This window comes from Nitrososphaerales archaeon (genome assembly GCA_032906765.1).
Taxonomy (GTDB): Archaea; Thermoproteota; Nitrososphaeria; order Nitrososphaerales; family Gagatemarchaeaceae; genus DASPPF01.
Window position 1 is genome coordinate 25612 of sequence record JAJTZB010000006.1, and the last position, 21144, is coordinate 46755.

General features: G+C 57.4%; 22 protein-coding genes. 10 read left to right on the forward strand and 12 right to left on the reverse strand.

The features are described from left to right. Positions 1-21: 21 nt before the first annotated feature. Positions 22-1551, reverse strand: coding sequence for a transposase (locus tag LYZ69_07285; protein MDV3278252.1), 1530 nt, complete (start codon positions 1549-1551; stop codon positions 22-24). A 143-nt stretch (positions 1552-1694) separates the two neighbouring features. Here LYZ69_07285 and LYZ69_07290 point away from each other — a divergent pair, with 143 nt between their 5' ends. Beyond that, entirely contained in the window at positions 1695-1985 is a 291-nt protein-coding gene (locus LYZ69_07290; protein ID MDV3278253.1) for a hypothetical protein, read from the forward strand. A 337-nt stretch (positions 1986-2322) separates the two neighbouring features. Here LYZ69_07290 and LYZ69_07295 read toward each other — a convergent pair whose 3' ends face one another. Together LYZ69_07295 and LYZ69_07300 are read right to left on the reverse strand one after the other, a co-directional pair. Further along, positions 2323-2880: a hypothetical protein gene (locus LYZ69_07295; protein MDV3278254.1), complete on the reverse strand. Its 558-nt coding sequence runs from the start codon at positions 2878-2880 to the stop codon at positions 2323-2325. Continuing rightward, positions 2881-3966: a hypothetical protein gene (locus LYZ69_07300; protein ID MDV3278255.1), complete on the reverse strand. Its 1086-nt coding sequence runs from the start codon at positions 3964-3966 to the stop codon at positions 2881-2883. Between the two features lie 1740 nt (positions 3967-5706). Here LYZ69_07300 and LYZ69_07305 point away from each other — a divergent pair. Continuing rightward, positions 5707-6189, forward strand: a complete 483-nt coding sequence (locus LYZ69_07305; GenBank protein MDV3278256.1) for a hypothetical protein — start codon at positions 5707-5709, stop codon at positions 6187-6189. Between the two features lie 51 nt (positions 6190-6240). On the opposite strand, the gene LYZ69_07310 is transcribed toward LYZ69_07305, so the two are convergent. From LYZ69_07310 to LYZ69_07325, 4 genes are all read right to left on the reverse strand, one after another. Next, positions 6241-6717 (reverse strand): DUF192 domain-containing protein, encoded by a 477-nt coding sequence (locus LYZ69_07310; GenBank protein MDV3278257.1) that lies wholly within the window; start codon positions 6715-6717, stop codon positions 6241-6243. A gap of 91 nt (positions 6718-6808) precedes the next feature. After that, positions 6809-7573 (reverse strand): ABC transporter permease, encoded by a 765-nt coding sequence (locus tag LYZ69_07315; protein MDV3278258.1) that lies wholly within the window; start codon positions 7571-7573, stop codon positions 6809-6811. Continuing rightward, positions 7570-8529, reverse strand: coding sequence for an ABC transporter ATP-binding protein (locus tag LYZ69_07320; GenBank protein ID MDV3278259.1), 960 nt, complete (start codon positions 8527-8529; stop codon positions 7570-7572). Before LYZ69_07320 ends, LYZ69_07315 begins: the two co-directional genes overlap by 4 nt. A gap of 101 nt (positions 8530-8630) precedes the next feature. Then, a complete protein-coding gene (locus LYZ69_07325; protein MDV3278260.1) occupies positions 8631-11105 on the reverse strand; it encodes a CRISPR-associated endonuclease Cas1 in 2475 nt (824 codons plus the stop codon). 76 nt (positions 11106-11181) lie between these two features. On the opposite strand from LYZ69_07325, the gene LYZ69_07330 reads away from it, so the two are divergent. The 4 genes from LYZ69_07330 to pcn all read left to right on the forward strand — a co-directional run bounded on the left by LYZ69_07330 (position 11182) and on the right by pcn (position 13790). Next, positions 11182-11616 carry a hypothetical protein gene (locus LYZ69_07330; protein ID MDV3278261.1) on the forward strand — a complete coding sequence of 145 codons (435 nt, stop codon included), beginning with the start codon at positions 11182-11184 and terminating at the stop codon, positions 11614-11616. Between the two features lie 32 nt (positions 11617-11648). Then, a complete protein-coding gene (locus LYZ69_07335; protein MDV3278262.1) occupies positions 11649-12092 on the forward strand; it encodes a hypothetical protein in 444 nt (147 codons plus the stop codon). Between the two features lie 446 nt (positions 12093-12538). Further along, on the forward strand, positions 12539-12934 hold the full coding sequence (locus LYZ69_07340) for a hypothetical protein (protein ID MDV3278263.1): 396 nt from the start codon (positions 12539-12541) through the stop codon (positions 12932-12934). 103 nt (positions 12935-13037) lie between these two features. Further along, positions 13038-13790, forward strand: a complete 753-nt coding sequence (pcn, locus tag LYZ69_07345; protein ID MDV3278264.1) for a proliferating cell nuclear antigen (pcna) — start codon at positions 13038-13040, stop codon at positions 13788-13790. 289 nt (positions 13791-14079) lie between these two features. On the opposite strand, the gene LYZ69_07350 is transcribed toward pcn, so the two are convergent. Next, on the reverse strand, positions 14080-14742 hold the full coding sequence (locus LYZ69_07350; protein ID MDV3278265.1) for an HAD-IB family phosphatase: 663 nt from the start codon (positions 14740-14742) through the stop codon (positions 14080-14082). Positions 14743-15091: 349 nt separating this feature from the next. Further along, positions 15092-16252, reverse strand: coding sequence for a hypothetical protein (locus tag LYZ69_07355; protein ID MDV3278266.1), 1161 nt, complete (start codon positions 16250-16252; stop codon positions 15092-15094). Between the two features lie 298 nt (positions 16253-16550). Between LYZ69_07355 and LYZ69_07360 the strand changes: the two genes are divergently transcribed. Then, the gene (locus LYZ69_07360; GenBank protein MDV3278267.1) at positions 16551-16802 is read left to right on the forward strand and encodes a hypothetical protein; all 252 of its coding nucleotides are present in this window, start codon (positions 16551-16553) and stop codon (positions 16800-16802) included. Then, entirely contained in the window at positions 16778-17209 is a 432-nt protein-coding gene (locus LYZ69_07365) for a type II toxin-antitoxin system VapC family toxin (protein MDV3278268.1), read from the forward strand. Before LYZ69_07360 ends, LYZ69_07365 begins: the two co-directional genes overlap by 25 nt. Positions 17210-17254: 45 nt before the next feature. Here LYZ69_07365 and LYZ69_07370 read toward each other — a convergent pair whose 3' ends face one another. After that, positions 17255-17770 carry an NUDIX domain-containing protein gene (locus LYZ69_07370; protein ID MDV3278269.1) on the reverse strand — a complete coding sequence of 172 codons (516 nt, stop codon included), beginning with the start codon at positions 17768-17770 and terminating at the stop codon, positions 17255-17257. Between the two features lie 130 nt (positions 17771-17900). Between LYZ69_07370 and LYZ69_07375 the strand changes: the two genes are divergently transcribed. Together LYZ69_07375 and LYZ69_07380 are read left to right on the forward strand one after the other, a co-directional pair. Then, positions 17901-18449, forward strand: a complete 549-nt coding sequence (locus tag LYZ69_07375; protein MDV3278270.1) for a GNAT family N-acetyltransferase — start codon at positions 17901-17903, stop codon at positions 18447-18449. Between the two features lie 93 nt (positions 18450-18542). Continuing rightward, positions 18543-20411 carry a heavy metal translocating P-type ATPase gene (locus LYZ69_07380; GenBank protein MDV3278271.1) on the forward strand — a complete coding sequence of 623 codons (1869 nt, stop codon included), beginning with the start codon at positions 18543-18545 and terminating at the stop codon, positions 20409-20411. Positions 20412-20498: 87 nt separating this feature from the next. Here the strand turns inward: LYZ69_07380 and LYZ69_07385 are convergent, their stop codons facing one another. Both LYZ69_07385 and LYZ69_07390 read right to left on the reverse strand, forming a co-directional pair. Continuing rightward, positions 20499-20831 carry a hypothetical protein gene (locus LYZ69_07385; GenBank protein ID MDV3278272.1) on the reverse strand — a complete coding sequence of 111 codons (333 nt, stop codon included), beginning with the start codon at positions 20829-20831 and terminating at the stop codon, positions 20499-20501. Between the two features lie 58 nt (positions 20832-20889). Beyond that, positions 20890-21123: an AbrB/MazE/SpoVT family DNA-binding domain-containing protein gene (locus LYZ69_07390; protein ID MDV3278273.1), complete on the reverse strand. Its 234-nt coding sequence runs from the start codon at positions 21121-21123 to the stop codon at positions 20890-20892. Positions 21124-21144 lie beyond the last annotated feature (21 nt).

Consider the following 21144-nt stretch of genomic DNA (forward strand, 5'->3'; position numbering starts at 1 on the left):
ACGGGCACGGTCATGCTCCGCTCAAGGGAGGCGGGCAGGGGAGTGCGGGGGCCACCGCCGGTCAAGCTGGGTGACATAGTCAGGTGCGGAATCCATAGCACGATGAACGGCATCATCCACCTCTCGGTCGATGACGACAGGATGGGGGTCGTTTACGCCCTGTGCGGCAACTGCGGCAGGCCGATGCAGAAGGGAGGCAACAGGGCCAAGTGCGACGAGTGCGGGAACGTGGAAGAAAGGAAGCTCGCCAACGACTTCGGGCAGACGCCTATTCGGCCGTGACATCCTCCCACAACTGAAGGTCGTGAGTTTCCAGCGACGAGCTTCTTGCTGGGTGGCATGATTCCCGTCGCGTATAGTTCCTGCTTCACCGGCCGGGTTTGCGCGTCCCGTTGCCGGGGCGGGTAGAGGCGCCGTCTCCACAGGCTTGAGTTCGGGCATGTCCTGCCCTACCTGAGCGAGTCCTCGCTTCAGCACAATCCAGGCCGCATTGAAGTCGCGGTCCACTGTCCTCTTGCAACCCCGGCAGTCAAAGACGCGGACCCTGAGAGGGGTCTGGTTCAGCGCCCCGCAGAAGCAGCACTCCTGCGTCGAGTAGGCCGGAGGCACCCTGACTACGAGCTTCGCGGAGCGGGCCGCCTTGTACTCTGAGAAACTTCGAAGCTGGCCCCACCCGGCATCGGCGATGGACTTCGCCAAGGCGTGGTTGCTGACCATGTTCCTGACCTTCAGGTCCTCGAAGGCGACCAAATCGTGCTTCCGCACCAGCTCAGCGCTCAGCTTGTGGTTGAAGTCCGCTCGCTGTCGGGCGACCTTGGACGACTGGATGGCTAGCCGCCTGCGCGCCTTCTTCCTGTTCTTCGAGCCTTTCCGCGTCCTGGAGAGTTTCCGCTGGAGGCTCTTCAGCCGCCTCTCGGCCTTCCTGAGGAACTGCGGGTGAGGGATCTTCACCCCGTCCGTCGTGGCCATGAGCGACTTCAGGCCCAAGTCTATACCGAGAGGCGAGGTGAATGCCTTCACAGGTTCCGGTATCTGCACGTCGTCTTCGTACATCAGCGAGGCGTACCATTCACCGTTCGGTTCCCTGACCATCGTGCAGGTCTTCAACCTCTCAGAGGGCGGCATCTCCCTGTGGAATACGACCTTGATATTCCCTACCTTCGAGAGGAAGAGCCTCTTCCGAGCCACGTCGGGTTTCACCGACCCGTTGTACGCCTGGGGATAGGTGAACGAGCCTGATGCGGAGAACTTCTTGAATCTCGGGTACCTGGCGCGGCCCTCGAAGAATGCCTTGAAGGCCTTGTCCAAGCGCTTGAGTATCTCCTGTCCTGCCTGCGAGTAGAGCCCTCCCAACAATGGGTCTGCGTGCCTCTCTGCAGTGAAGATCCAGCATTGCTGGCTGTATGAGGTGGAGAGCCGTTTCTCCTCCCAGCGCCGCTTTCGGTGAACCAATGCGTCGTTCCAGAGTCGCCGCGCGGCCACGACCATCCTCAGCAGCTTCCGCTCCTGCCTGCGGTTCGGATACAGACGGAACCGGAACGCTGACTTCATGCCACCCAGAAGATAGTACACGTCATTTCACTTAAGCCCCAATGCGATTCATCCCATGGCTGAAGGAGGTGGGCTTTCTCGACTAATTTGGTAAGACGAGAGAATCCTTATCAACTTGACAAGAAGGGGCGGTTATGCAAAATATGCAGATTCAGACTACCAGCGATGACGAAAAGGGCCTCACGGTTGAGATAACAGGGGAGGACTACTCTCTGGCGGAGATTGTCCATCACGAACTCCTGGAGGAGAAGAGCGTCACGTTCGCAGGAGTGCTCCCCCCACACCCGCTGATCAAGAAGCTTGTACTGAAGGTACGGTCCCAGCGAATAAAACCAGAGAAGGCGTTCGTCAACAGCGTCCAGCGCGGGGCGGAGACGACTCGGGAGCTCTACGAAAGCGCGCGGAAAGCCCTCGGCAGTGGTGGGTCGGGCTGAAGTTCTGTCCAAAGTGTGGAACAAGGCTCAAGCTGAAGCAGGTAAAGACAGGGAAGGAGGTCGCGATTACCAACATATGCGACAACTGCGGATACCAGAACAAGGCTGGCAAGACCGTCACGAAGGCCACGGAGGAGGACCTCGCGACTGCCGCTCCGATAAAGGTCGTCGGGGACAAGGAGAACAAGCTCAACACGCTTCCGACCACTAAGATCGAGTGCCCGAAATGCGGCCACAACGAAGCGATGTGGTGGTTCCTTCAGACCAGGAGTGGCGACGAACCGCCAACCCAGTTCTACAGGTGTGTGAAGTGCAACCACACCTGGAGAAGCTACTCTTAGGGCGCCTCGCGCGGCCTGACTTCGACGGCCTCTCCGCTCGCCACAAGCACGTCGGCGTTGGCTGCGGGAAGAGACGCCAGGTCTTCAGGCTCGAACGGCCCGTACCTGCGCATGTCCAGCCCGACGAGTTCGTTGACGTGTTTGACGAAGCGGACTGTCGTGCTCCTTTCAAGCTCGCTCTTGCGTGCGAGCTCGACTGCAGAGGGCTGGCCTGACGACACCGCGTCAACGAAGGCCCGCATCTTCAGGCCGTAGGTCTCACCGACCGAGGCGAGGTGCCTCTCCTCGGGGAGGAGTTGGGCGACCGCTTTGAGTGCCAGCGCCTTCTGCGCCCTGACTTCTAGCAACTTCCTGACCATTGACTCGAGGAACTCAGACTGCCTGAGTATCAGGCGGTTCGCGACCTCCGAGTTGGCTGAACCAGCGGTCCTCCTGAGGAGTTGGGCGTAGGAGGCGACGTTGGTGTAGAGGTCGGCAGGGATCTGGGTGAGCTTCTCCGACTGTTCTTCGGCGTCGAGGTGCCTCTTCAGGTACTCCAGCGTGGTCTCGGCCAACTAGGCGACCTCCCCGAAGCCACGCGTTAATATGGAAATTGCCGCCCAAGTCGGCAAAGAGACTGTCTCCGACTTGAACGGGCCGAACACCTGCCCGTGGATTGAGAACCTTGGGCAGAAGGACGTCCTGACGCTTGCTGGTTCGGCGCTCAGCACGACGGGATCAGTCTGGGGGTCGAAGCTCTCGAACGAGTTCATCCTCATCTTCGCCATCCCGGTGTTGCCGTGTAACGTCCCGGCCAGCCTGAAGACCCTGTGTATGTCTGTGGTCACGGAGGCGTCTATCAGTGCCCTCTGCGAGGACGTGGCCTCGGAGACGAGCTTCTGCAGCGTTCCGGTGTAGCCAGACTTCGCTTGGGTGTACGTGGTGATTCTCCTCATCCAGCCGTACGCCGCGGTCGCCTGTGCAGCCGACCTCCGCCTGAGCAGCGAAGCGATGCTCTGGCTCGCGGGCAGAGACAGCCCCAGCATGTAATCTGCGACCTCGGCCCGGCCCGTTTGGTCGAGCGGCTCGAACCTCTTGTCGTAGACTTGGATGTGATACCCCCTGTTCCCCGAGAAGTATACTCTGACGTCGTCCTTGGAGACAGCGAAGTCGTCCGTCAGGAAGTCGAGCACGCGGAGTGCGTGGTCCTTGGCTGCGCTCAGGCACGTCCCGCACGTCCCGTGGAACTCGAGGGTCGGCCCCTTGCACTTCGGGCAGGTTGCTGGCTTGGGGAGCTTCCCGGTCGCGTGGCAATTTTCGCAGTACCAGACGTCGTGGGTCTTCTTGCAGGGAGTCGGGATGTCCGTGGCATCTATGTCGAAGATCAGTTCGGCCCCCATCCAGCCCTTCTCCTCCATGGGGAGGGTCGGAGATGCGTACCTCGCGTTCGAGCAGTAGACCGACGACGGGGATTGCCTCAGGATCTCGGCTGCGGCTTCGCCAGCGCTCTTGAACGACATGTGACGGACCATGCCGCCGCCGAAGGGGATGTAGCCGAACTCCCGGGAGTGAATCTGGTCAGGAAACTCGATCGCATTGCTACGGTTGAAATAATATTCTCTGAATGTTTTCCGTAGGAAATTGATGGTGGCGTCGTTCAACGTGTCCTTTCACCGGGCCCATCAGATAAGTAATCCTATGTCTCTGGATTCATCCGGTGGTTGGGAGAATCCAGCCAAACCATTCATCCTCGTTTGATTATCGATTAAGAAGCGGCCTCTGATGAGCCAACCTGCGCGTTCCAAAGAGAACTGGCGTACTTGTCATTCTGATCAAAGTTGTGTAGAATCGAATTGGGTGTTGTTTTTGGTTCGTTCAGCTTACCTGACGCGCATCCTCTTGTGGAACACACACAAGCATCAATCATTCTTTCTCCCTCGATTGCTCTTCCCGCCTACTTCAAGTGAATTATGGCGGTCGTGGCATCAAGAACTCCAAGTAGACCGAGGTATCGCTTGAGCGAGATTGCTGAATTGCTGTCCATCGCCATTCCTGCGTTTGCTAATGTGCTTGCGTATCCCTAGCAAGTGTTCTCAGGCGAGTTTCTCAAGTAGTTCCTCCTGACACCTTCGCCGCAGCCCATGTCGACTAGTCTACAATCGATTGAGTAGTAGACAATCCGCTCACAGAGGTCCGAGAGAATAGTGGCCGATGAAATTCCGTGTCGGGGATGCATCGCTCTGGTGGAGGTGGTGCGTGCTGAGCCAGATGTTGTGGGGAGATACGTAGGGGCGGTTATGGAGCGTACGGACGTACTGACGTGCAGCATAGAGGGGTTGGCAAGCATGGCTTGGGCGTGGTGCGAGATTCCGGAAAAATGGGTGCGACGTGTATGACCGTTGAACAGATTCCATGTCAATGTTGCGGACAGTCGTACCTGCGGAAGAACAAGAGGCAAAGATACTGTCCGCGGTGTCAGGCAATTGAGAAACAGGAGTACAGGCGCCTGTACGCGGCCACCTACAGGCGAAAACACCCCATCAAAGCGAGGCAAGCCGTCAAGCGAGCATGGAAGAAGAACCACGATTATTACCTAAAAGCCAATAGAAAATATGGGTACAGATACAGGAAAGATGTGATTCAGAAAGTGATGGGGCATTACTCGCGGGGAACTTTCGCATGCGCATGTTGTGGCGAATCGGAACGTGATTTCCTTACAATCGATCATATCGAAGGAAAGGGCATTAAGCATCGAACGTCGCTGTTCGGAAGGCCGAATTCGGGAGGTCACATGTTCTACCGATGGTTGATTAAGAATGGTTTCCCGTCTGGTTACGCCGTGCTTTGCATGAACTGTAATTTCTCGAAGGGGAAACATAAGGTCTGCATTCATCAAACCCGTGCAACGCGTCGTCTGGCTGGAAACTCTACCTTGGAGCGGAGGGTCGGGTCAATCGATAATGTCGGTTCTGCGAATGCCCTGGTCCAAGACCACCGACGCTTTTCAACAGCACATGAACCGCCACTTGGTTTGGTGAGTCGATATTACTTCTCAGGTGGCTAGGAGATAAGGAATCGGCTATTTGGCTGGGTCACACGAGGGTTCGCTGTGCCTTCGCTTGGGAGCCCATTTCGCTTTGGGTGGGGCTGATTGACGCTCAAGATTATTAGTTGAGCTCTATCACTAGCCAGCTCTCTGTCGCCCTGAAAGTGCGGCGGCCCAGTGCCTGAAAGAACGCCATGATGTTGAGCCCGGGCCCAGGCATTTCGCTGACGGGACACCCCGATTGTACCTCGTACGTCGGGCCCATGCGTTGTCGAGGGTCGTGAGGGGTCGACCCCGAGTCCGCAACGGATGCTGGTGGTCTAAGCTTATACAACAACACAACGTGGCCGGTCTTATGGATGCTGTCAGCCTCTACAACTATTCCGCGAAAGTGAGGAGAAAGTTCGGGGACAAGCTGGCGGAGCTCCCGTGGGAAGGTGTACAGAAGAACAGAGAAGCCAGCTACTACAGCATGAAGAACATCTTGGTGCACATGATAGACAATGAGGACTGGATAGTCAGTTGGGTAATCAAGGGCAGACCGAGGGACTACAAGAGGGAGAGGAAGTCTGAGGAGTATACTGACATGAAGATGGTCTTGGACCACCTGAATCAGGTGGAGTCGGGGACGCGCTCCTACCTGTCCGGCGTCGGCAAAGCTGAGCTCTCGAGGCGCGTGGATTTCGTTCTCCAATCAGGAGAGAAGTTCGACATGACGGTGGAGGAATGCCTCTTTCAGACCTTCACCGAGCAGCTGTATCACGTTGGGGAGTTGATCGCGCTGCTCTGGCAGGAGAACATCGAACCGCCTAGAATGCAGTGGTTCTACAACAGGTGACCGAAGGGCGGACAGTGAGGCCTGCCAGGTTCTGCCAGCGCTATCTGGTTGTCAGCCGAATCGAATTGTCGTCCCGACGTTTATTCCATTCATTCTGGCGAACCCAGCCTTCGCTTCGATGACGTAGTTCGCAAGGGCGGTGGGGTAGTAGTTCGGGCACCCGACTGGGAGGTAGCAGCTCTGGGCCCCTGTCACTAGGTAGACGACGACCCCGGAGGTCCCGGTGGCGTTGATCCAGATTATGTCTAGGCTGGAGTTCGTGTCGTACATCCAGAACGGATAGTTACTAGGCTCTGGGAAGATGAAGAGCATCGTTGTCGTGTCTGTTATCTTCCTGTTCATCAGGCCGGCCTGCCTTTCGCTCTGGGTTGTGGCCAAGTATGTGATCTGGAATGTCTTGCCGTTCGCAGTGAAGCTTGACGGCAGCGGTGAGACGCGGGCGTTCCCGGGGGCGCTGAAGAGATAGTATCCGATGGCCAGCGACAGCGACACCACAATAGCGAGTGAGATGAGTGCCTTGGGGCTCATCCGAGATGGCAGGCGGAGGGTGTTATGAGAATCTGCTTGGAACCATCGTCCCTTGGTCATAACGGCTGGTCGCTCGTTCCCCCCGGCTCTTCTAAGGTTCCCTCCACCTGGCCTTGAATAGGGCGAGTGATAGGAAAGCAACGGTGAGCGCTGGCAGTGCGAGCCAGCTGAGGGTCAGCTGCGAAGCGTTGACCTGTATCCCAATCGCGTTCTGCAGCAGAATCGAAGCGTGGGTCGTGGGTACGAGTTCAGCCAACCACCTGAACTGGCTTGGGATGACCTGGATAGGATAGAACACAGGAGGAAGAACAGACACGAGAATAGAAAGGAAAGAGATCGTGATGAAAGCCGTGCGTGTATTGAGAACATAGGTTGATAGGAAGAAGCCGATGGAGCTGGTCGTGATCCATGTTAGGAGTATCACTCCCAGTATCTCCAACAACGAGACTGCGGTAATTCCAGCCACGGTGTACCCAATTATGATTAGGAGTATGATTAGCGGAGGTGAAGCGAAGGCGAGCTCGGAGAGAGCCACGGCGACCATGTACGTCATCGCTGAAACGGGAGAGGCGACGACCATGGCCTGGAACTTGTGTTCGATCTTGAAGCTGGTAAGGTCCGCTCCAAGGATCAATCCCTGTTGAGCCACGGTCATGGCCATGGCGCCCGCCAGTCCGTATATGATGGCGTCGCCCCTTCCGGTGACGAACAGGATGAAGAGTATTGTGAAAGGTGTAGCGAAGACGAACGGCAGGAGGGTGGGTATCCTGATTATCGGTAGTATGCCCGCGTAGTACGTCAGAGCCCCGATTGTCCTGAGCTTACGCCAGGCTCTCTGGAAAAACGGATCGCTCATTTCTGCATCACCCCGCCACCAGGCATCTCCTGGACTGTCTCCTCCTCGATGTCACTCCCTACCAGTTCCACGAATATGTCATCCAAGGTGATTGGTGAGATGGCTACAGCAGCCTTCCTTCGGAGCGCCTCCCTGCTGAGTTCTTCTGCCACTTTTTCCTCCACGAAAAGCCTCGAGAGGTAGCCTGCCTTCGTCACCTTGCCGTAGGCCTCCAGCTCGTCACTGGAGAACCCGTCGGAGACATCGACGCGAATCTTCGAGCTGAGGTGCTTGGAACGGATGTCCGCCATGCTCCCGTTTGTGAGTACTTTTCCTCGGTCGACAATCGCCAGCTCGTCAGAGATGGCCTCGGCCTCGTCCATGTAGTGGGTCGTGAGAACGATGGTCTTGCCCTCCTCTTTCGTCAGTCGTATCAACTCCTTCCAGACTCGGCGCCTTCCCAGCGGGTCGAGACCTATCGTCGGCTCGTCCAGGAACAGAAGGTCGGCGTCACAGGCGATGCACATCGCTATGAGAATCCGTTGACGCAATCCGCCGGAGAGGTCTTGCGAGGGCATCTTCGCGAACTCGCTGAGCTCCAGCGTGTTGAGGACCTTCTTCGCCTTCGTCATTGCCTCGGAATGGCTGTCCCCTCTCATCATCAGCGTCAGCATCACGTGATCGAGCGGGTTGAGCATCCAGAGAGGCCTGGCCTCCTGGGGAGTGATTGCTATTCGCCGCCTTACCTCGCGGGCCTCCTTGACCACGTCTTTGCCGAAGATGGTGACTCTCCCGGACGTCGGCAGCAGCTCCGTTGACGCTATTCTCAGGAAGGTGGTCTTGCCGGCGCCGTTCCGGCCGAGCAGGGTGAAGATCTGGCCTGGCTTAACTTTGAGCTGCAGGTTGTCGAGAGCTGGCTCCCGCTTGCCCTTGTAGTACTTGACTAGTCCGTCCGCTTGTAGAATAGGGTTCGCCAAGCAGGGTCGACCTCATCGAGCGCTGCATATCTGTTCACCAGTATATTAGCGGTCTCACAAGTGGCGGAAGGATTCCCGAGGGACTTCGCGGCGTATCGGGTTCATTGCGCATCTGAAGTGATGAATGCGAATGGGTTAGGAGTAGCCGATGGTACTGCACCTCCAGTCAAGAACCCCAATAGGCTCGTGGCTGACTCCCTGTACGCTTCTACTAGGGTTAGCAGGCGATTCGCGTAGACCACCAGCGTCTCGTCCGCGTCCCTTCCTGCCCTGTCAAGAACCGTCCTGCCGCTGTCGGCCGGGTAGTAGAAGGTCGAACCGCGCCTATCCTTCTCCAGCCTGAAGTCCCTCCACGTGATGCCCCCGTTTAGAATGACCGTCAGGAGCACCTCCCTGTCTGCGAACTTGAAGGGGTCGATCATGTCGAGTAGCAGGCCCATCCCACGCGAATTGTAGTGCTCCCGGTGGAGGAAGCCGTCGCACGTCCCTTCGAATCCCACTTCCGCGTTTACGCGCTCGGCCTGCCGGAGCCTTCTCTGGTGGAGGTAGTTTATCGCAGCGTCCACTGCCGAGTACCCTCTCGCTCTCCCCGCCGGGTCCCCGACGTACTCCCGCACGAACCTTGACCTCTTCCTGGGGCCGAACCACTGGAGGGTCTTCTTCACTGCTAGATCATAACAGCGCCAATACTGTTTCATGATCAAGGCCTCGTAAGTGAGGAGGCTTGTCGGAGCGGCGTCCTTGATGATCGTTAGGTACTTCTCCTGCAGGGCGACGGCCTGACCCGCTTCGTGTGCGTCCAACTTCGCGAACGTCGCAATCCTTCGTGTAGCGTTCAATGCGTTCTGTGCCATTGCGATTGAGAAGTGTCTGGCGATGTCCGTCGACAGGGCGAGCCTGTCTACTTTCTCCTGCAGGGCCTGATTGAACCGAGGCCATACGCGAGGTGGTTCTTCCGCCTGTTCTTCTGCTCCTACGGCCATCATGTCTAGGTCTTCGGCTTCCGTCCCCCTTTCGAGCATGCGGGGGAGCCTCCCAGCCATCTCCTGCTTCCAAGCTTCCAAATCCGCGTCGGCATCGCCCCCCGTCACCTCGCGGTACAGCCTGTCGTACTCATGGTTGTAGGCTGTCATGACCTTGACCCTGTCCCTGAACCTCACGTATCTCGTCCCGCAGTTCCTGCACGTTGTCGCGAACCCACCCTGAGCAAGCCCTTCGCCACAGATTCCGCACTTCTCGGGGACCGCCTTCCTTGTGTGATCTCTCTTCTTGTCGATAAAGCGCACGCACGCAGACGAGTGCGGTCCTATCCTCGAGGCATATCTCATCTTGTGAATCTCGAACAGCGTGACTGGAGATCCCGCCTGCTTCCACCTTTCGTCGAAGAACACCCGCTTCTTGTTGACCAGCCACCACAGCCTGCACCTCCCCCTCACAGGCACATAGAAGGCGCACTGGCCGCAGCGCTCCTCCAGGAAAGGTGCCTTGCCCGGTTGGAAGTAGGCAGCGGCGGGCCTGCCCACCTCCCTGAACCACGTGCGCGTTTCCAGCTTCCCCTCCGCAGCCAGGCCGTCCATCACCCTGCGGAGATGTCTCGTCGGCGGGTTGAGCAGCCCCAGCCACTGCCGGTCGCTGACGGAGTCCTGGCTCCTGTAGACCTTCTCGAGCCTCGGGTCACCGGCCTTGTTCAGCTCGCCAAGCCACTTCGCTGCCTCCTCCGCCTCGTCCGGGACGGTCTCCCACCCCCTCCTTGCGACGTCCTGTAGCACCCTCTCCGCGAGCATTCCGTCGGGAACCTCCAGCTCCCGTCTGAACCTCCTCTCCCGCCCGAACCGCTGCTCGATTTGCCCAGGCTTGCCGTCGACGTAGTCTCCTGGGATAGCTGGCACCATGCCCTGCACTAGCTCCTCGTCTAGCTCGTCGAGGCGGAGACGCGGGTGGTCCTTCGAGATGCGCCAGTGGTACCTGTACCGCTCCATCGTCTTGTCCAGTAGCTCTCTGGGGATTGAGACGAACGTGTGTGACGCCAGCCCCGTCAGCTCCGGCCGCGACAACCTCGTGCCGTAGAGAAGCGCCCTCAGGACCTCCATGGCCCTGGTCTCGTCAGGCGCCGAGAGTTCGCCGCGGGCTGGCTTCGCGACAACTACTACCCGGCGCACCTTCGCCATCAGCCTCACAAGCAGGCCGTCGATGTACCCTCCACGCTCCTTGTCTGAGACGGCGGAGAGCGGTTCGATGAGGATGATTGTGTGGAATGCCCTGAACCGCTGGGTGCGCATGTACCATCGGAACCACTCCTCGTAGCTGCCGACGAGGACACGTCGGTGAGGATAGCCGAACCTCTTCTGCGCAAGCACGCCCGACCAGTGGTAGTCCTTCTCCGGCTCGAGGTGCTCAGAGCCCAATCTCGGAAGTGCCTCCAGGACAGCCTCGTCGACCATTAGCGCCACCCTGCTCAGTTTTCTAATCTGCAAACTCTCGAAGACGGTCCTCGCCAACTCCTCGGCGGGGAAGCTCCCGTCGGCCTTGAAGCGGATGAGACGCACGGAAGCGCCCCGTTTAGGCTCAAATGGCAAGATTCTAGCTCTGTTTAGCTAGATGCGGAAGATAAAACCTTTGTGGTGCTTATTAAGAGCGTTTCTATTCTCTTTCATGTCTTCAAGCTGGATGTCGAAGATGCACGCGCTGGTGCCTCTAACCGAGCAAGAGGAGTCGGTCCAGGACTTCCTGAATCTGAAAGCCATCCCGTACGCCGCACACAGGGTCTTCCCCGTCGCGCAGCGTGTCTATGTGGTCGACTTCTACTTGCCGTTGCAGAAGCTCGCCGTTGAATGCTGGAGGAGCAACAGCCGGAGAGGGGTCGCTCTCACCTGGGTCGAGAAGAATGCCTGCTACGTCGACTGGAAATTCGAACGAATCAAGGGGACCGACCCCACCATCAGCTGCCTGGCCTTCGTGCAAGTCGTGAGCGCGGGAGCGGAGGTGGTCAGACAATACATTGGACCAGTGCTGGATCACGCCGACGCCGTCTGCTGCTCCATGGAGGAGTTCGCCGAGACGTTGAGGGCCTGGTGCGGGGTCGAGTGACGGAGCCGGGAGCGTTCGACGGTCTGCGCTGCGTGGATGATGGACGTGACGTGGGTGCGGCGCCCGTTGTGAACACCGCTACGCTGACCGAGCAGGAGGAGCAGGTTGATGACATCCTCCTCCAGTATGGGGTGACCCACCTGACACACGCGGTCTTCCCTGTCAAGAACAGGATGTACGTGGTCGACTTCTTCCTAAGCGGCAGCAGAACGATTCTGGAGTGTTGGAGAAGCATCAACAGGAGGGGCGTCGCCCTGACATGGGTCGAGAAAAACGCAGCCTATGTCGATTTGAAGTTCAAGAGGATCAAAGCCGCTTATCCAGACATTCGATCTATCGCGCTTGTGGAAGTGGCACAGGCGAAGGTCGACTTGGTGAGGGAGTACGTGGAGCCGGTGATGGAGCACGCGGATACTCTCTGTTGTTCGATGGACGAGCTAGCCGAAACCATCAGGCGTTTGTGTGGAGTCGAATAAGAATGCCAGGACCGCTGAAGTGTCTGAGAAGCTGTGTTACCTGTGGTCAACAGTTCCGACCTAACAACTGGAAACAACGGTACTGCGTGTCATGCGGCCGAATCCACGAGACAGAGCACGTAAGAGAATATGAAAGAACCTACCGCGAAGCACATGAAGAAACCATCAGGACGCAGGCAAGAGCGCGGTGGGCAGAACGAAAGGCAGGGCGACCACTGAAAATGAAAGGGCACCGCCGCAGTGTACCGAAGTTGCTCAAGACTTGCTTGCGCTGCGGCGTGGACTATTTGCCAGGCAACGGCAATCAGAAGTTCTGCGGACCCTGTCGACCACTAGCTTTCAAGGAGTTGCGCCGTGCAGACCATCAGGAATGGCTCAAGAGGAACCGGGAGAAGGCCAGGCAGTCGAATTTGAAATACTGCGCGAGGGAATCCGTTCGTGCCAAGATGAAGGCGTACCGCGTCGAGTACGAAGACAAGATTAGGCGGGCGGTGCTGGGTCACTACTCCAACGGAACGTTGGCTTGCGTGTGTTGTGGAGAGTCGGAGATTGATTTCCTGACCTTGGATCATGTGAACAACGACGGCGGAAAGGTGAGGAGGCAGCTTTTCGGGAGACCCAATACGGGCGGAGTTCCGTATTATCGCTGGGTTCTCAAGAATGGCTTCCCGAGTAACCTTCAGACACTGTGCTACAACTGCAATTGCAGCAAAGGAAAACACGGGGAGTGCGTCCATAAGCACAAGGGGCCTCTGGCGGATGAGGGAGCGATGACTCTTGATAGGTGGGCGGAACTCAGCCAGGAACCAGGACGCGCCCGGGAGCCGGCCCCGTCGATTTGAATCGAGTACGAGACACTTTCAGCCAGATGATCTCTCGGATGAAGACTGACGACGAATCCTTATTATCTGTTGCAAACGAGCCTGTTTGAAATCGGGTTAGAGTTTGTTCCTGGCCAAGTCCGCGTCTGCCTCTGAATGGAAAGCTGTCGCCGCAGCTATCAAAACCCTTGTGGAGGAAGCCACTTTCGAGGCGACCACTGAAGGAATCACATTTAGGGCAATGGACCCCTCCCATGTCGCCCTCATCGACCTCCTGATGCCTGGACCGAGCCTCGAGAAGTTCGAGGTCGATAAGCCGTTCAAGTTTTCTGTTCGGGTAGAAGACCTTGTCAAGCTGATTGGAAGGGCTGACGCCAAGGATAGCGTAGAGATTTCTGCTGGCGAGAATGATAGCATCATGATCCGCTTCGTCAACGGCTACAAGCGCGAGTTCACCATACATCTGATAGAGAGCAGCAGCGGCGCAGCCCCCCTGCCGAAGCTGGAATTTGATGTGAAGGCAACACTCACCAAATCGATATTCGAGCGCGTCCTCGGCGACATCTCTGCAGTATCCGACCAAGTGACCATAGAGGCGCAGAAGGACAAGCTTTCGTTTTCGGGCAAGTCTGACATAGGCAAGGCAGCCATCGCTCTAGAGAAGAACGACGCCGATCTCCTAGACCTGCAGGTGAAGGCAGACAGCAAGGCGACGTACTCGGTTGATTATCTCGCGAATGTGGTTAAGAGCGCAGGCAGCGCCTCTGACACGTTAGTCTTCAGCTTTAGCACGAAGAAACCGATTTTGGCCGAGTTTAAGCTCAACGACTTGGGGACAAGAATACACTTCTTTCTCGCCCCGCGCGTATCGGACTAGGCCGCGTACCTCTACAAGGAACCCGCGCAAAGGTATAAACACGCCCAAGAGGAATTGAAAGGTGGATAGTAGTGGATAAGCTCACCGAAAGGAAGAAGGCCGAGTTGCGGCTCATAGCGGAGTTGACGCTAGACGCCACGCTGGCAGCGGAGGGTAAGCTGTCGAAGCTAGCGGGAAGGACCGAGCCGGCGTCGCGTTCCTGATGCGTCGGGACAATGTTCGAGTCTGAACGCCTGAGGAAGAGCCGAGGCTGACAGCTTCGTAACCTAGCTTTCTGGATGGATGGCGGTCAAGATAGTCCCTGAATGAACCTCAGGACAGGGAAGAGGGTCCTGATTGAGCGATGGCGCACTCCCCTTTGTGTACAGAGTTGGTCGAGCTCCGAACCTTCGATTGCGAAGACCTCGTCGGCACTGGCGGCTGCGTGGAGATCCCCGGCGCCGTCTCCGACGAAGATCACGGCGTCGTTCATCTTCTTGCGGGAAACCACGACAGTCTCCTTGAAATCCGTGGCTGACAGAGGGCCTAGACTCGGGAACGCCAACTTGAATCCCTTCTTCCGTACAAAGGTGGTCTTGGGACACACGAGCTCAGGCAAGCGCGCGTTGTTTGCCCTGAATGCGGCTTCGATACAGAAGTCCAGACCGGCACTCACGATGGTAAGTGCCGTCTTGCCGCGTTCGCACCCTGAAACCAGTTCTTTGGCTCCTGGCCTGAAAGCCCAGAACTCGTTCACATAGTCTAGTATCTCCTTCCTACCACGGGCTGAAATCATCGCATATTGCTTTCGAACGCATTCTTCAGTCGTTATTTCGCCGGCCTTGAGCAGATCGTCATATTGCTGCCACCCTTTTGTGCCGAACCTCTTCAGCACTAATTCCGGAAGGTCCCATCTCGTCAAGGTCCCGTCGAAATCAGAGACAACGGCCAGATTTTCGTGTCCCACTGGCATTAGGCTTCGTAGAAGTGTGTTTCCTCCGTTCCTGAAAAAAGTTCTGGGGGCAGAGAGATGGTCGGCTGCCTCATGTAGGGGTCCATCGTGCTTCACCCGGAGAGTCGTCTGAGAGGGTTCCATGAGGATACTGCGAACTCGCATAGAGATGGAACAGACTGCTTTGTGCGTATACCTAAGTTTAAATCAATACGCTTCGTACCTCTGACCTAATGACCCTAGACGAAAAGATCCGATACGGCATGTTGGCCCTGACCGGAGCCAGCATTGTATTCGCCTCTCTCGGTCTGCACCTGGGTCCGCTCGATATAGCGGGCGGAATGGGACGTTAAGTCAGAAGGGGCGCTTCTTAGCCCCTACTCTCCTTTATTTTTAAAATCAGTTCGGCGAATCTGCTTTGCAAAGCAGGGGCGTCGAAGGTCCATCTCTGCGATTTCTGATTGTACCGTTTGTACGAAATCGTAAAAGCCAAAGCGCTCGTCTGGTCCGGCATATGCAATTCCGCTCTGTCCCTCACGGGTCCAAGAATCGATTCGAGGTGTTGCATTGCCTCTGTAAGAAAATCGACTGGGAACGCAAACTGAGCAAAGTAATCCCTCCCGCCGGCTTCGGCCCAAACAAAAGGCAGCCTGTTGACTTTTGACACCAGCTCCATCCTCTCTACTTCGCTCAGGTTTCTGACAAGCAAGTCTATCCAGAAATATCTGTGCTGCCTATGCAGCGCCCTCTCGACTTTGAAGTTGTACTTGGTTCCTGGCCAGCGTAAGGTGTAACCTTTGATCAACCCGGACTTGACATGTTTGTTATAGTGCCATGCTAGCTTCTTGTAGTTCTCACCGAGTTTCCTCGATATCTCTATCAGAGGCCTTGAGGCGTCTATGTAGAGCTCCTTCAGAATGAGCAGATCAAGGAGGTCGAATCTTCCTCTTTCGGATGGAGTGTAGGCCGTAGTGTCAAAGCCCCCGGCAGTCCGGGTGGACCAGTCAAAGTCCCATCTTCCAGCGCTGAAATCGTAGAACTGCGTCCGCATTGGAATCCTTCTGAACCAGTCGAACGTGTGAACATTTACATGGGAGAATAGTCCCTTCTGTCGGAGTCCCAATATGAAGTCCATGTACTCGTCGACGAATTCCTCCGGGACGTCCGCACCAACCATGTAATCACCCGTGGGGAAAATCTTCTCGAAACCGCTGACGTAGCAGAGTTCGCTCATTGCTATCAGTATCGTCTGGGCGTGTTCTCTGAATTCTTCCGAAAAACCAACAAACATCTCCAGGTGTCTCAGCCCCAACCTAGAGTAATCCACTATTGCTTGGATGGCGAATCCTTTGTTCAGAATTTTTTCCTTGTATCTGTACCGGACCGATTCCTTGAACTGGCCGAGTCGCCTCGCAATCTCCGGTATGTCTGGGCCTATCTCGGAAATGAGCTGAACCATCTGCGCCGTTTTGAGGTTGATGTCCTTTGATTCCCCAGCCTCAAAAGCGCGATTCAAGCCCTTCCCGACCATCCATTAGGAAAACTCTATAAAACTATGCGTATTCCAAATCTATGGCCTGATTTTCACGGGATTGGCAAATGTGTCGTGAGGGCGCCTACTCACCGAACAGAGCCGAGTCCCAGCCTGACGATTGTGTCCTGCCACGGCTCAACGCAAGAGTGTTCGAGCCAATCTCGATGGACAGGAAGGCAGTCGAGTCGAGGTGGATTGAGGTTGCCTGGGGCAGGCGCGTCTTGGGACTAGCTGAAGTACAATTCCAAAGTTGAGGTGTGTCCTTAAATATCGGAATATTACTGATATTACTGGTATGTCGAAACGAAGGGAGAAGCTTGTCAGGACCACCATATCCCTGCCTGCGTCGTTGAAGGAGAAGATGTCGCGTGCCGACAGCAACTGGAGCGAGATCATCAGAGAGATGATCAGTCAGAGGCTCGAAGAGGAGGGCCAGCCGAGCATGGCGGAAGCGATTGTGTTGAACGAGAGGGTCAGGCGGCCTGCGCCAGAGAACTGGAGCAGCTTGGAAGTGATCAAGCGGTGGAGAAGAAGAACGAGTGGGTAGTAGACTCGTCCATAGTGGCCAAGTGGTTCCTCAATGAGCCAGGGTCCGAACTGGCAATCTGGGTGAGGGACGAATTCGCCACGGGGAGGATGAAGTTGGCTGTGCCAACTCTTCTGTTCTACGAGGTAGTCAACGCCCTGAGGTTCAGCGGTCAGTTCGGTGAGACGGACCTCACCCTGGCGTCGAGGTCGCTGAGCAAGTACCAATTCGAAGTGTGGAGGCCGAGGGGAAGGCTGCTGGAGCTGTCGGCCCAGATAAGCTTGAGCAGGGATGTGACGGTTTACGACGCCTGCTATGTGGCGCTGACTCGGCGCTTGGGCTCCAAGCTGATAACAGAGGACAAGGAGCTACTCGGCAAGTTCCCCACGCTAACCATACCGGTAGGTCGTTTCAAAGTTCCAAGCTGAGGAGTCGTGGTTCCGCCACCGTGCGATTGGACTCTGGAACGAGTGCTATCTGGTTCCTTTCGCCTTTGAGTAGTGCTCGAATGCCAAAATCGTGTCTGGAGTGAAGCTGAATGGGTCTTCTGACACCCTCCTTTTGAATTCTGGGAACGGTAGAAACATCCCCTCCTTCGTTTCGTCACTGAGTGTGATGGGGTCTGATACCACACTCTCGAAGATGCAGAGATACTCCCACTCGACGATGCCCCTGTACTTCCATTTGGGAGAAAGAACTTTGCCCAGGCTCGTCAGTTCGCAGTCGAGGCCTAGCTCCTCCTTGACCTCTCTTCTGGCGGCTTTTGTGTATGTCTCCCCAGATGAGACGTGGCCGGTGCACGAGATGGTCCATGACCCAGGATACCAAAGCATCGAGTCGGCCCTCCGCTGCAGGTACACTTCGCCTTTGGAATCGAAGAGGAATGCCGCGATTGCCCTGTGGAGTAACCCCTCCTTCACGCACTCCCTTCCTGGCCTCCTGTCGATTACGTTGTCTTCCTCATCCACCACGTCGAAGTACTCGGGCAACCGGGTCTCGGTCAAAGGCGCGACGCATATTAAGTAAAGTAGCGCAGGTGGTCTTGTCTCCCGTCGTCGCTTCGGTTCGTCCGACCGCCGAGGAATTCTATTAAGTGTCTTGGAGCGACGAGACGCGCGGTTGATTCAAGGGAAACGTGTCTTCCTCAGGGGACTGGAGCGCGGCGACCTGAAGCTGCTCCACAAGATGATGAACGATGAAGAGGTGATGGAATGGGCGCGGTTCCGCCCCGACCACACAATAAGCATGGAGGCGCTGGAGAAGATGTACGAAGAAGAGTTGAAGGGAGAGAGCGCCACGCGAAGGACCTTCGCCATAGTCGACAAGAAGTCAGGACATGTGATAGGCTGGTCGTCGATCAGGTGGTACAGGCCCTTCCACACGTCCGCAGACATCGGGCTTGCGATAGGGGACAAGAAGCACCGCGGCAAGGGCGTGGGGACGGAAGTGACGGCGCTCCTGACTGCCCTAGCGTTTGAGCAGTACAACATGCACAAGGTGGAGCTGTTCACCAAGGGAGACAACTTGGCGATGATCCGCTCCGCGGAGAAGAACGGGTTCAAGGTCGAAGGAAGGATTCGGGAGACGCTCTACTTCAACGGGAAGTTCCACGACGGGGTGCAGATGGGCGTCCTCAGGGAGGAGTTCGAAGCGGCGAGGAGCGCCTGACGCCACTTTAGCGCTCGGGTCCTTGGTTCCCAAATCTGGTAATCGTCCATCTTCCCTTTATCCCCAATAGCTTGGCTTCGGGCCGAGTCGCAGATGGAGAAGAGGAGGCCTTTGGCGTTGGTGCTGGGAGAGGCGGCAAGAGCGTACCCACTCCCATTCGTGGCGCTCGTCGGCCTCCTTGGCGGCGGAGTGCTGGAGGTTGCGCCGGGTTTGACGGGCTACGCCAATTGGATATGGTATGGGGCGCTGCTAGTAGGAGGTGCCCCGGTCGTCTACGCCACGTTGCGAGGGATGCTGCGCGGAAAGTTCGCGGCCGACATCGTTGCCATGCTTGCAATCGTCACAGCCGTCCTGACGGATGAGGCGTTCGCCGGCGTCATTATTGTCTTGATGCAGACGGGCGGGGAGGCGCTGGACGATTACGGTTTCAGGCGGGCTTCGTCCTCTCTAGACGCGCTGATTGCGCGCGCCCCCAAGGTGGCGCACAGGAAGAAGGCCGACGGCTCAATCGAGGAGATGAGCGCGGGCGACGTCAAAGTCGGCGATGCCTTGGTGGTCCGCCCCGGCGACCTCGTCCCGGTCGATGGTAACGTGTTGCGCGGGCCTGCAGAAATCGACGAGTCGGCCCTGACAGGGGAACCACTCCCGAGGACCAAAGGTGAGGAGGAGGGGCTGCTCAGCGGAAGCGTCAACGTGGGCCATGCGTTCGAAATGACAGCGACCAAGGTGGGGGGCGAGAGCCAGTACGCGAAGATCGTCGAGCTAGTGAAGCGCGCGCAGCTCGAGAAGCCTCCCATCCAGCGGCTCGCCGACAGGTACGCCGTCGTCTTCACGCCGCTCACCCTCGCTGTCGCCGCGTTCGGGTGGTTCCTGACGTACAACGTCGCGACCGTGCTCGCCGTCCTCGTCGTCGCGACACCATGTCCCCTGATACTCGCGACACCACTGGCGGTGATAAGTGGGATAAACAGGGCTGCCAAGGAGAGCATCATAGTCAAGAGCGGCGCGGCGATAGAGCAAATCGGGAAGGGGCGCGTCGTTGTCTTCGACAAGACGGGCACGGTGACATACGGCAACCCGGTCGTCGAGGAGGTGGTCGCCCTCGACGGAGACAGGGACGAGATCCTGCGAAAGACGGCGAGCGTCGAGCAGCTATCGTCCCACCCTGTCGCGAAGTCGCTCGCAAGCGAAGGGCGGGAGGCTTTCGGCGCGCTGGCGTCGCCGTCGAACTTCAGGGAGACTCCTGGGCAGGGTGTCGAGGCAGACTTCGAGGGGGAGCACGTAGTAATCGGCTCCCAGGGGTTCTGCGAGACCAAGATCGGGAGGCAATTCGACGGAAGCGCGGCCGACCTGCTGCGCAGGGCACAGTCGCAGAGCAAGCTCGTCTCGTTCGTCGCGATCGACGGTCACCCAGCCGGGGCAGTCGTCTTCAGCGACCAGCTGCGGCCCGGGGTGCCTGCGATGATGCTCCGCCTCCGCGAACTCGGCGTGGAGCAGACTGTGATGCTGACGGGAGACAACAAGGCGAACGCGGTGACGATTGCTCTTGAGGCGGGAATCGGCAGGGTCGAAGCCAACCTCCTGCCCGCCCAGAAGGTCGCTGAAGTGAAGAAGCTGATCACGGAGTACGGGGTAGCGTTGATGGTCGGCGACGGAATCAACGACGCCCCGGCGCTTGCAAGCGCCACTGTGGGGATTGCGATGGGCGCCCACGGGACGGGGATATCTTCCGAGGCAGCCGACGTGGTCCTGCTAGTCGACGACGTGACGAAGGTGGCGGACGGGATTGCGATTGGTCAGAGGATGCTCCGGGTAGCGAAGCAGAGCATATTCTTCGGCATTGGTGCGAGCGTCGTCCTTATGATTATCGCTAGTTTTGGATATGTCCAACCAGCGATGGGTGCGGTAATGCAAGAGATACTGGACGTTATTGTGATTCTCAACGCGCTGCGGGCGAGATAGCAGGTCAGTCTGTTTGCCAACAAGCGACGCTTGAAAGCAGGACGATGGGCGGGGCGGAAAGCTTCGGTCGAGGCTGCCATGAGATTGTCAGGGTGCCCTAATGGACAGGGTCGAACCCCCGTACTCGATTCCCTTGAGCCCGAGCAACAGCCTGTCGAAAGTGAGCAACTCCTTGACTCCGCCAGTCAGGAAGCCTGCCAAGATCAGCGCGTCCCTTCCTCCGAGTTTGTGCGTCGCTGCCAAGTTCAACCCTACCTTCGTGGTTCTAAGTGTCTGGTTGAAGAAGGTGGTGCGGGGGTCTGAGCACGCCTCCAAGAGAGCGGCGCCCGCATCCTGCTCCCTCCACTTCATCTTGAAGACGAGAGTGTGATAAGCTTCATGTATGATCGTGGGGTTCAGCGCGACCCCCCTGTTAGCCAACCATGCGACCTTCCTGTGGGAGGGATGGCCTCCGTCTAAGCCACCAAAACGTTGGTGTCTATTCCCAGATGCCCTTGATTTCTTCTGGGGTTGGCCATTCTGGCTTCGCTGTCCTGGTCGGCTTGAGGCCGTTCAGCTCCTTCCAAGGGCGGCGTCCCTGTCCGGCTCTGGCGATCAGAATCTCATCCCTCTCCCTCTTGAGATTCACGACCACGCCCTCGTCCAGCCCCAGCTCACGCCTGAGCTCGAGGGGTATCAGCACCCTTCCCCTTTCGTCCACTGTGGTCTCCATTTCCCACATGTACGATGGGAA

What these genes read in the sequence shown, in the direction of transcription:
- LYZ69_07350 (MDV3278265.1), bottom strand. Translation starts at nt 14,742, where the DNA reads ATGCCAGTGGGACACGAAAATCTGGCCGTTGTCTCTGATTTCGACGGG.
- LYZ69_07290 (MDV3278253.1), top strand. Translation starts at nt 1,695, where the DNA reads ATGCAGATTCAGACTACCAGCGATGACGAAAAGGGCCTCACGGTTGAG.
- LYZ69_07315 (MDV3278258.1), bottom strand. Translation starts at nt 7,573, where the DNA reads ATGAGCGATCCGTTTTTCCAGAGAGCCTGGCGTAAGCTCAGGACAATC.
- LYZ69_07340 (MDV3278263.1), top strand. Translation starts at nt 12,539, where the DNA reads ATGAAGGCGTACCGCGTCGAGTACGAAGACAAGATTAGGCGGGCGGTG.
- LYZ69_07305 (MDV3278256.1), top strand. Translation starts at nt 5,707, where the DNA reads ATGGATGCTGTCAGCCTCTACAACTATTCCGCGAAAGTGAGGAGAAAG.
- LYZ69_07390 (MDV3278273.1), bottom strand. Translation starts at nt 21,123, where the DNA reads ATGGAGACCACAGTGGACGAAAGGGGAAGGGTGCTGATACCCCTCGAG.
- LYZ69_07380 (MDV3278271.1), top strand. Translation starts at nt 18,543, where the DNA reads ATGGAGAAGAGGAGGCCTTTGGCGTTGGTGCTGGGAGAGGCGGCAAGA.
- LYZ69_07330 (MDV3278261.1), top strand. Translation starts at nt 11,182, where the DNA reads ATGTCTTCAAGCTGGATGTCGAAGATGCACGCGCTGGTGCCTCTAACC.
- LYZ69_07355 (MDV3278266.1), bottom strand. Translation starts at nt 16,252, where the DNA reads ATGGTCGGGAAGGGCTTGAATCGCGCTTTTGAGGCTGGGGAATCAAAG.
- LYZ69_07285 (MDV3278252.1), bottom strand. Translation starts at nt 1,551, where the DNA reads ATGAAGTCAGCGTTCCGGTTCCGTCTGTATCCGAACCGCAGGCAGGAG.
- LYZ69_07310 (MDV3278257.1), bottom strand. Translation starts at nt 6,717, where the DNA reads ATGAGCCCCAAGGCACTCATCTCACTCGCTATTGTGGTGTCGCTGTCG.
- LYZ69_07360 (MDV3278267.1), top strand. Translation starts at nt 16,551, where the DNA reads ATGTCGAAACGAAGGGAGAAGCTTGTCAGGACCACCATATCCCTGCCT.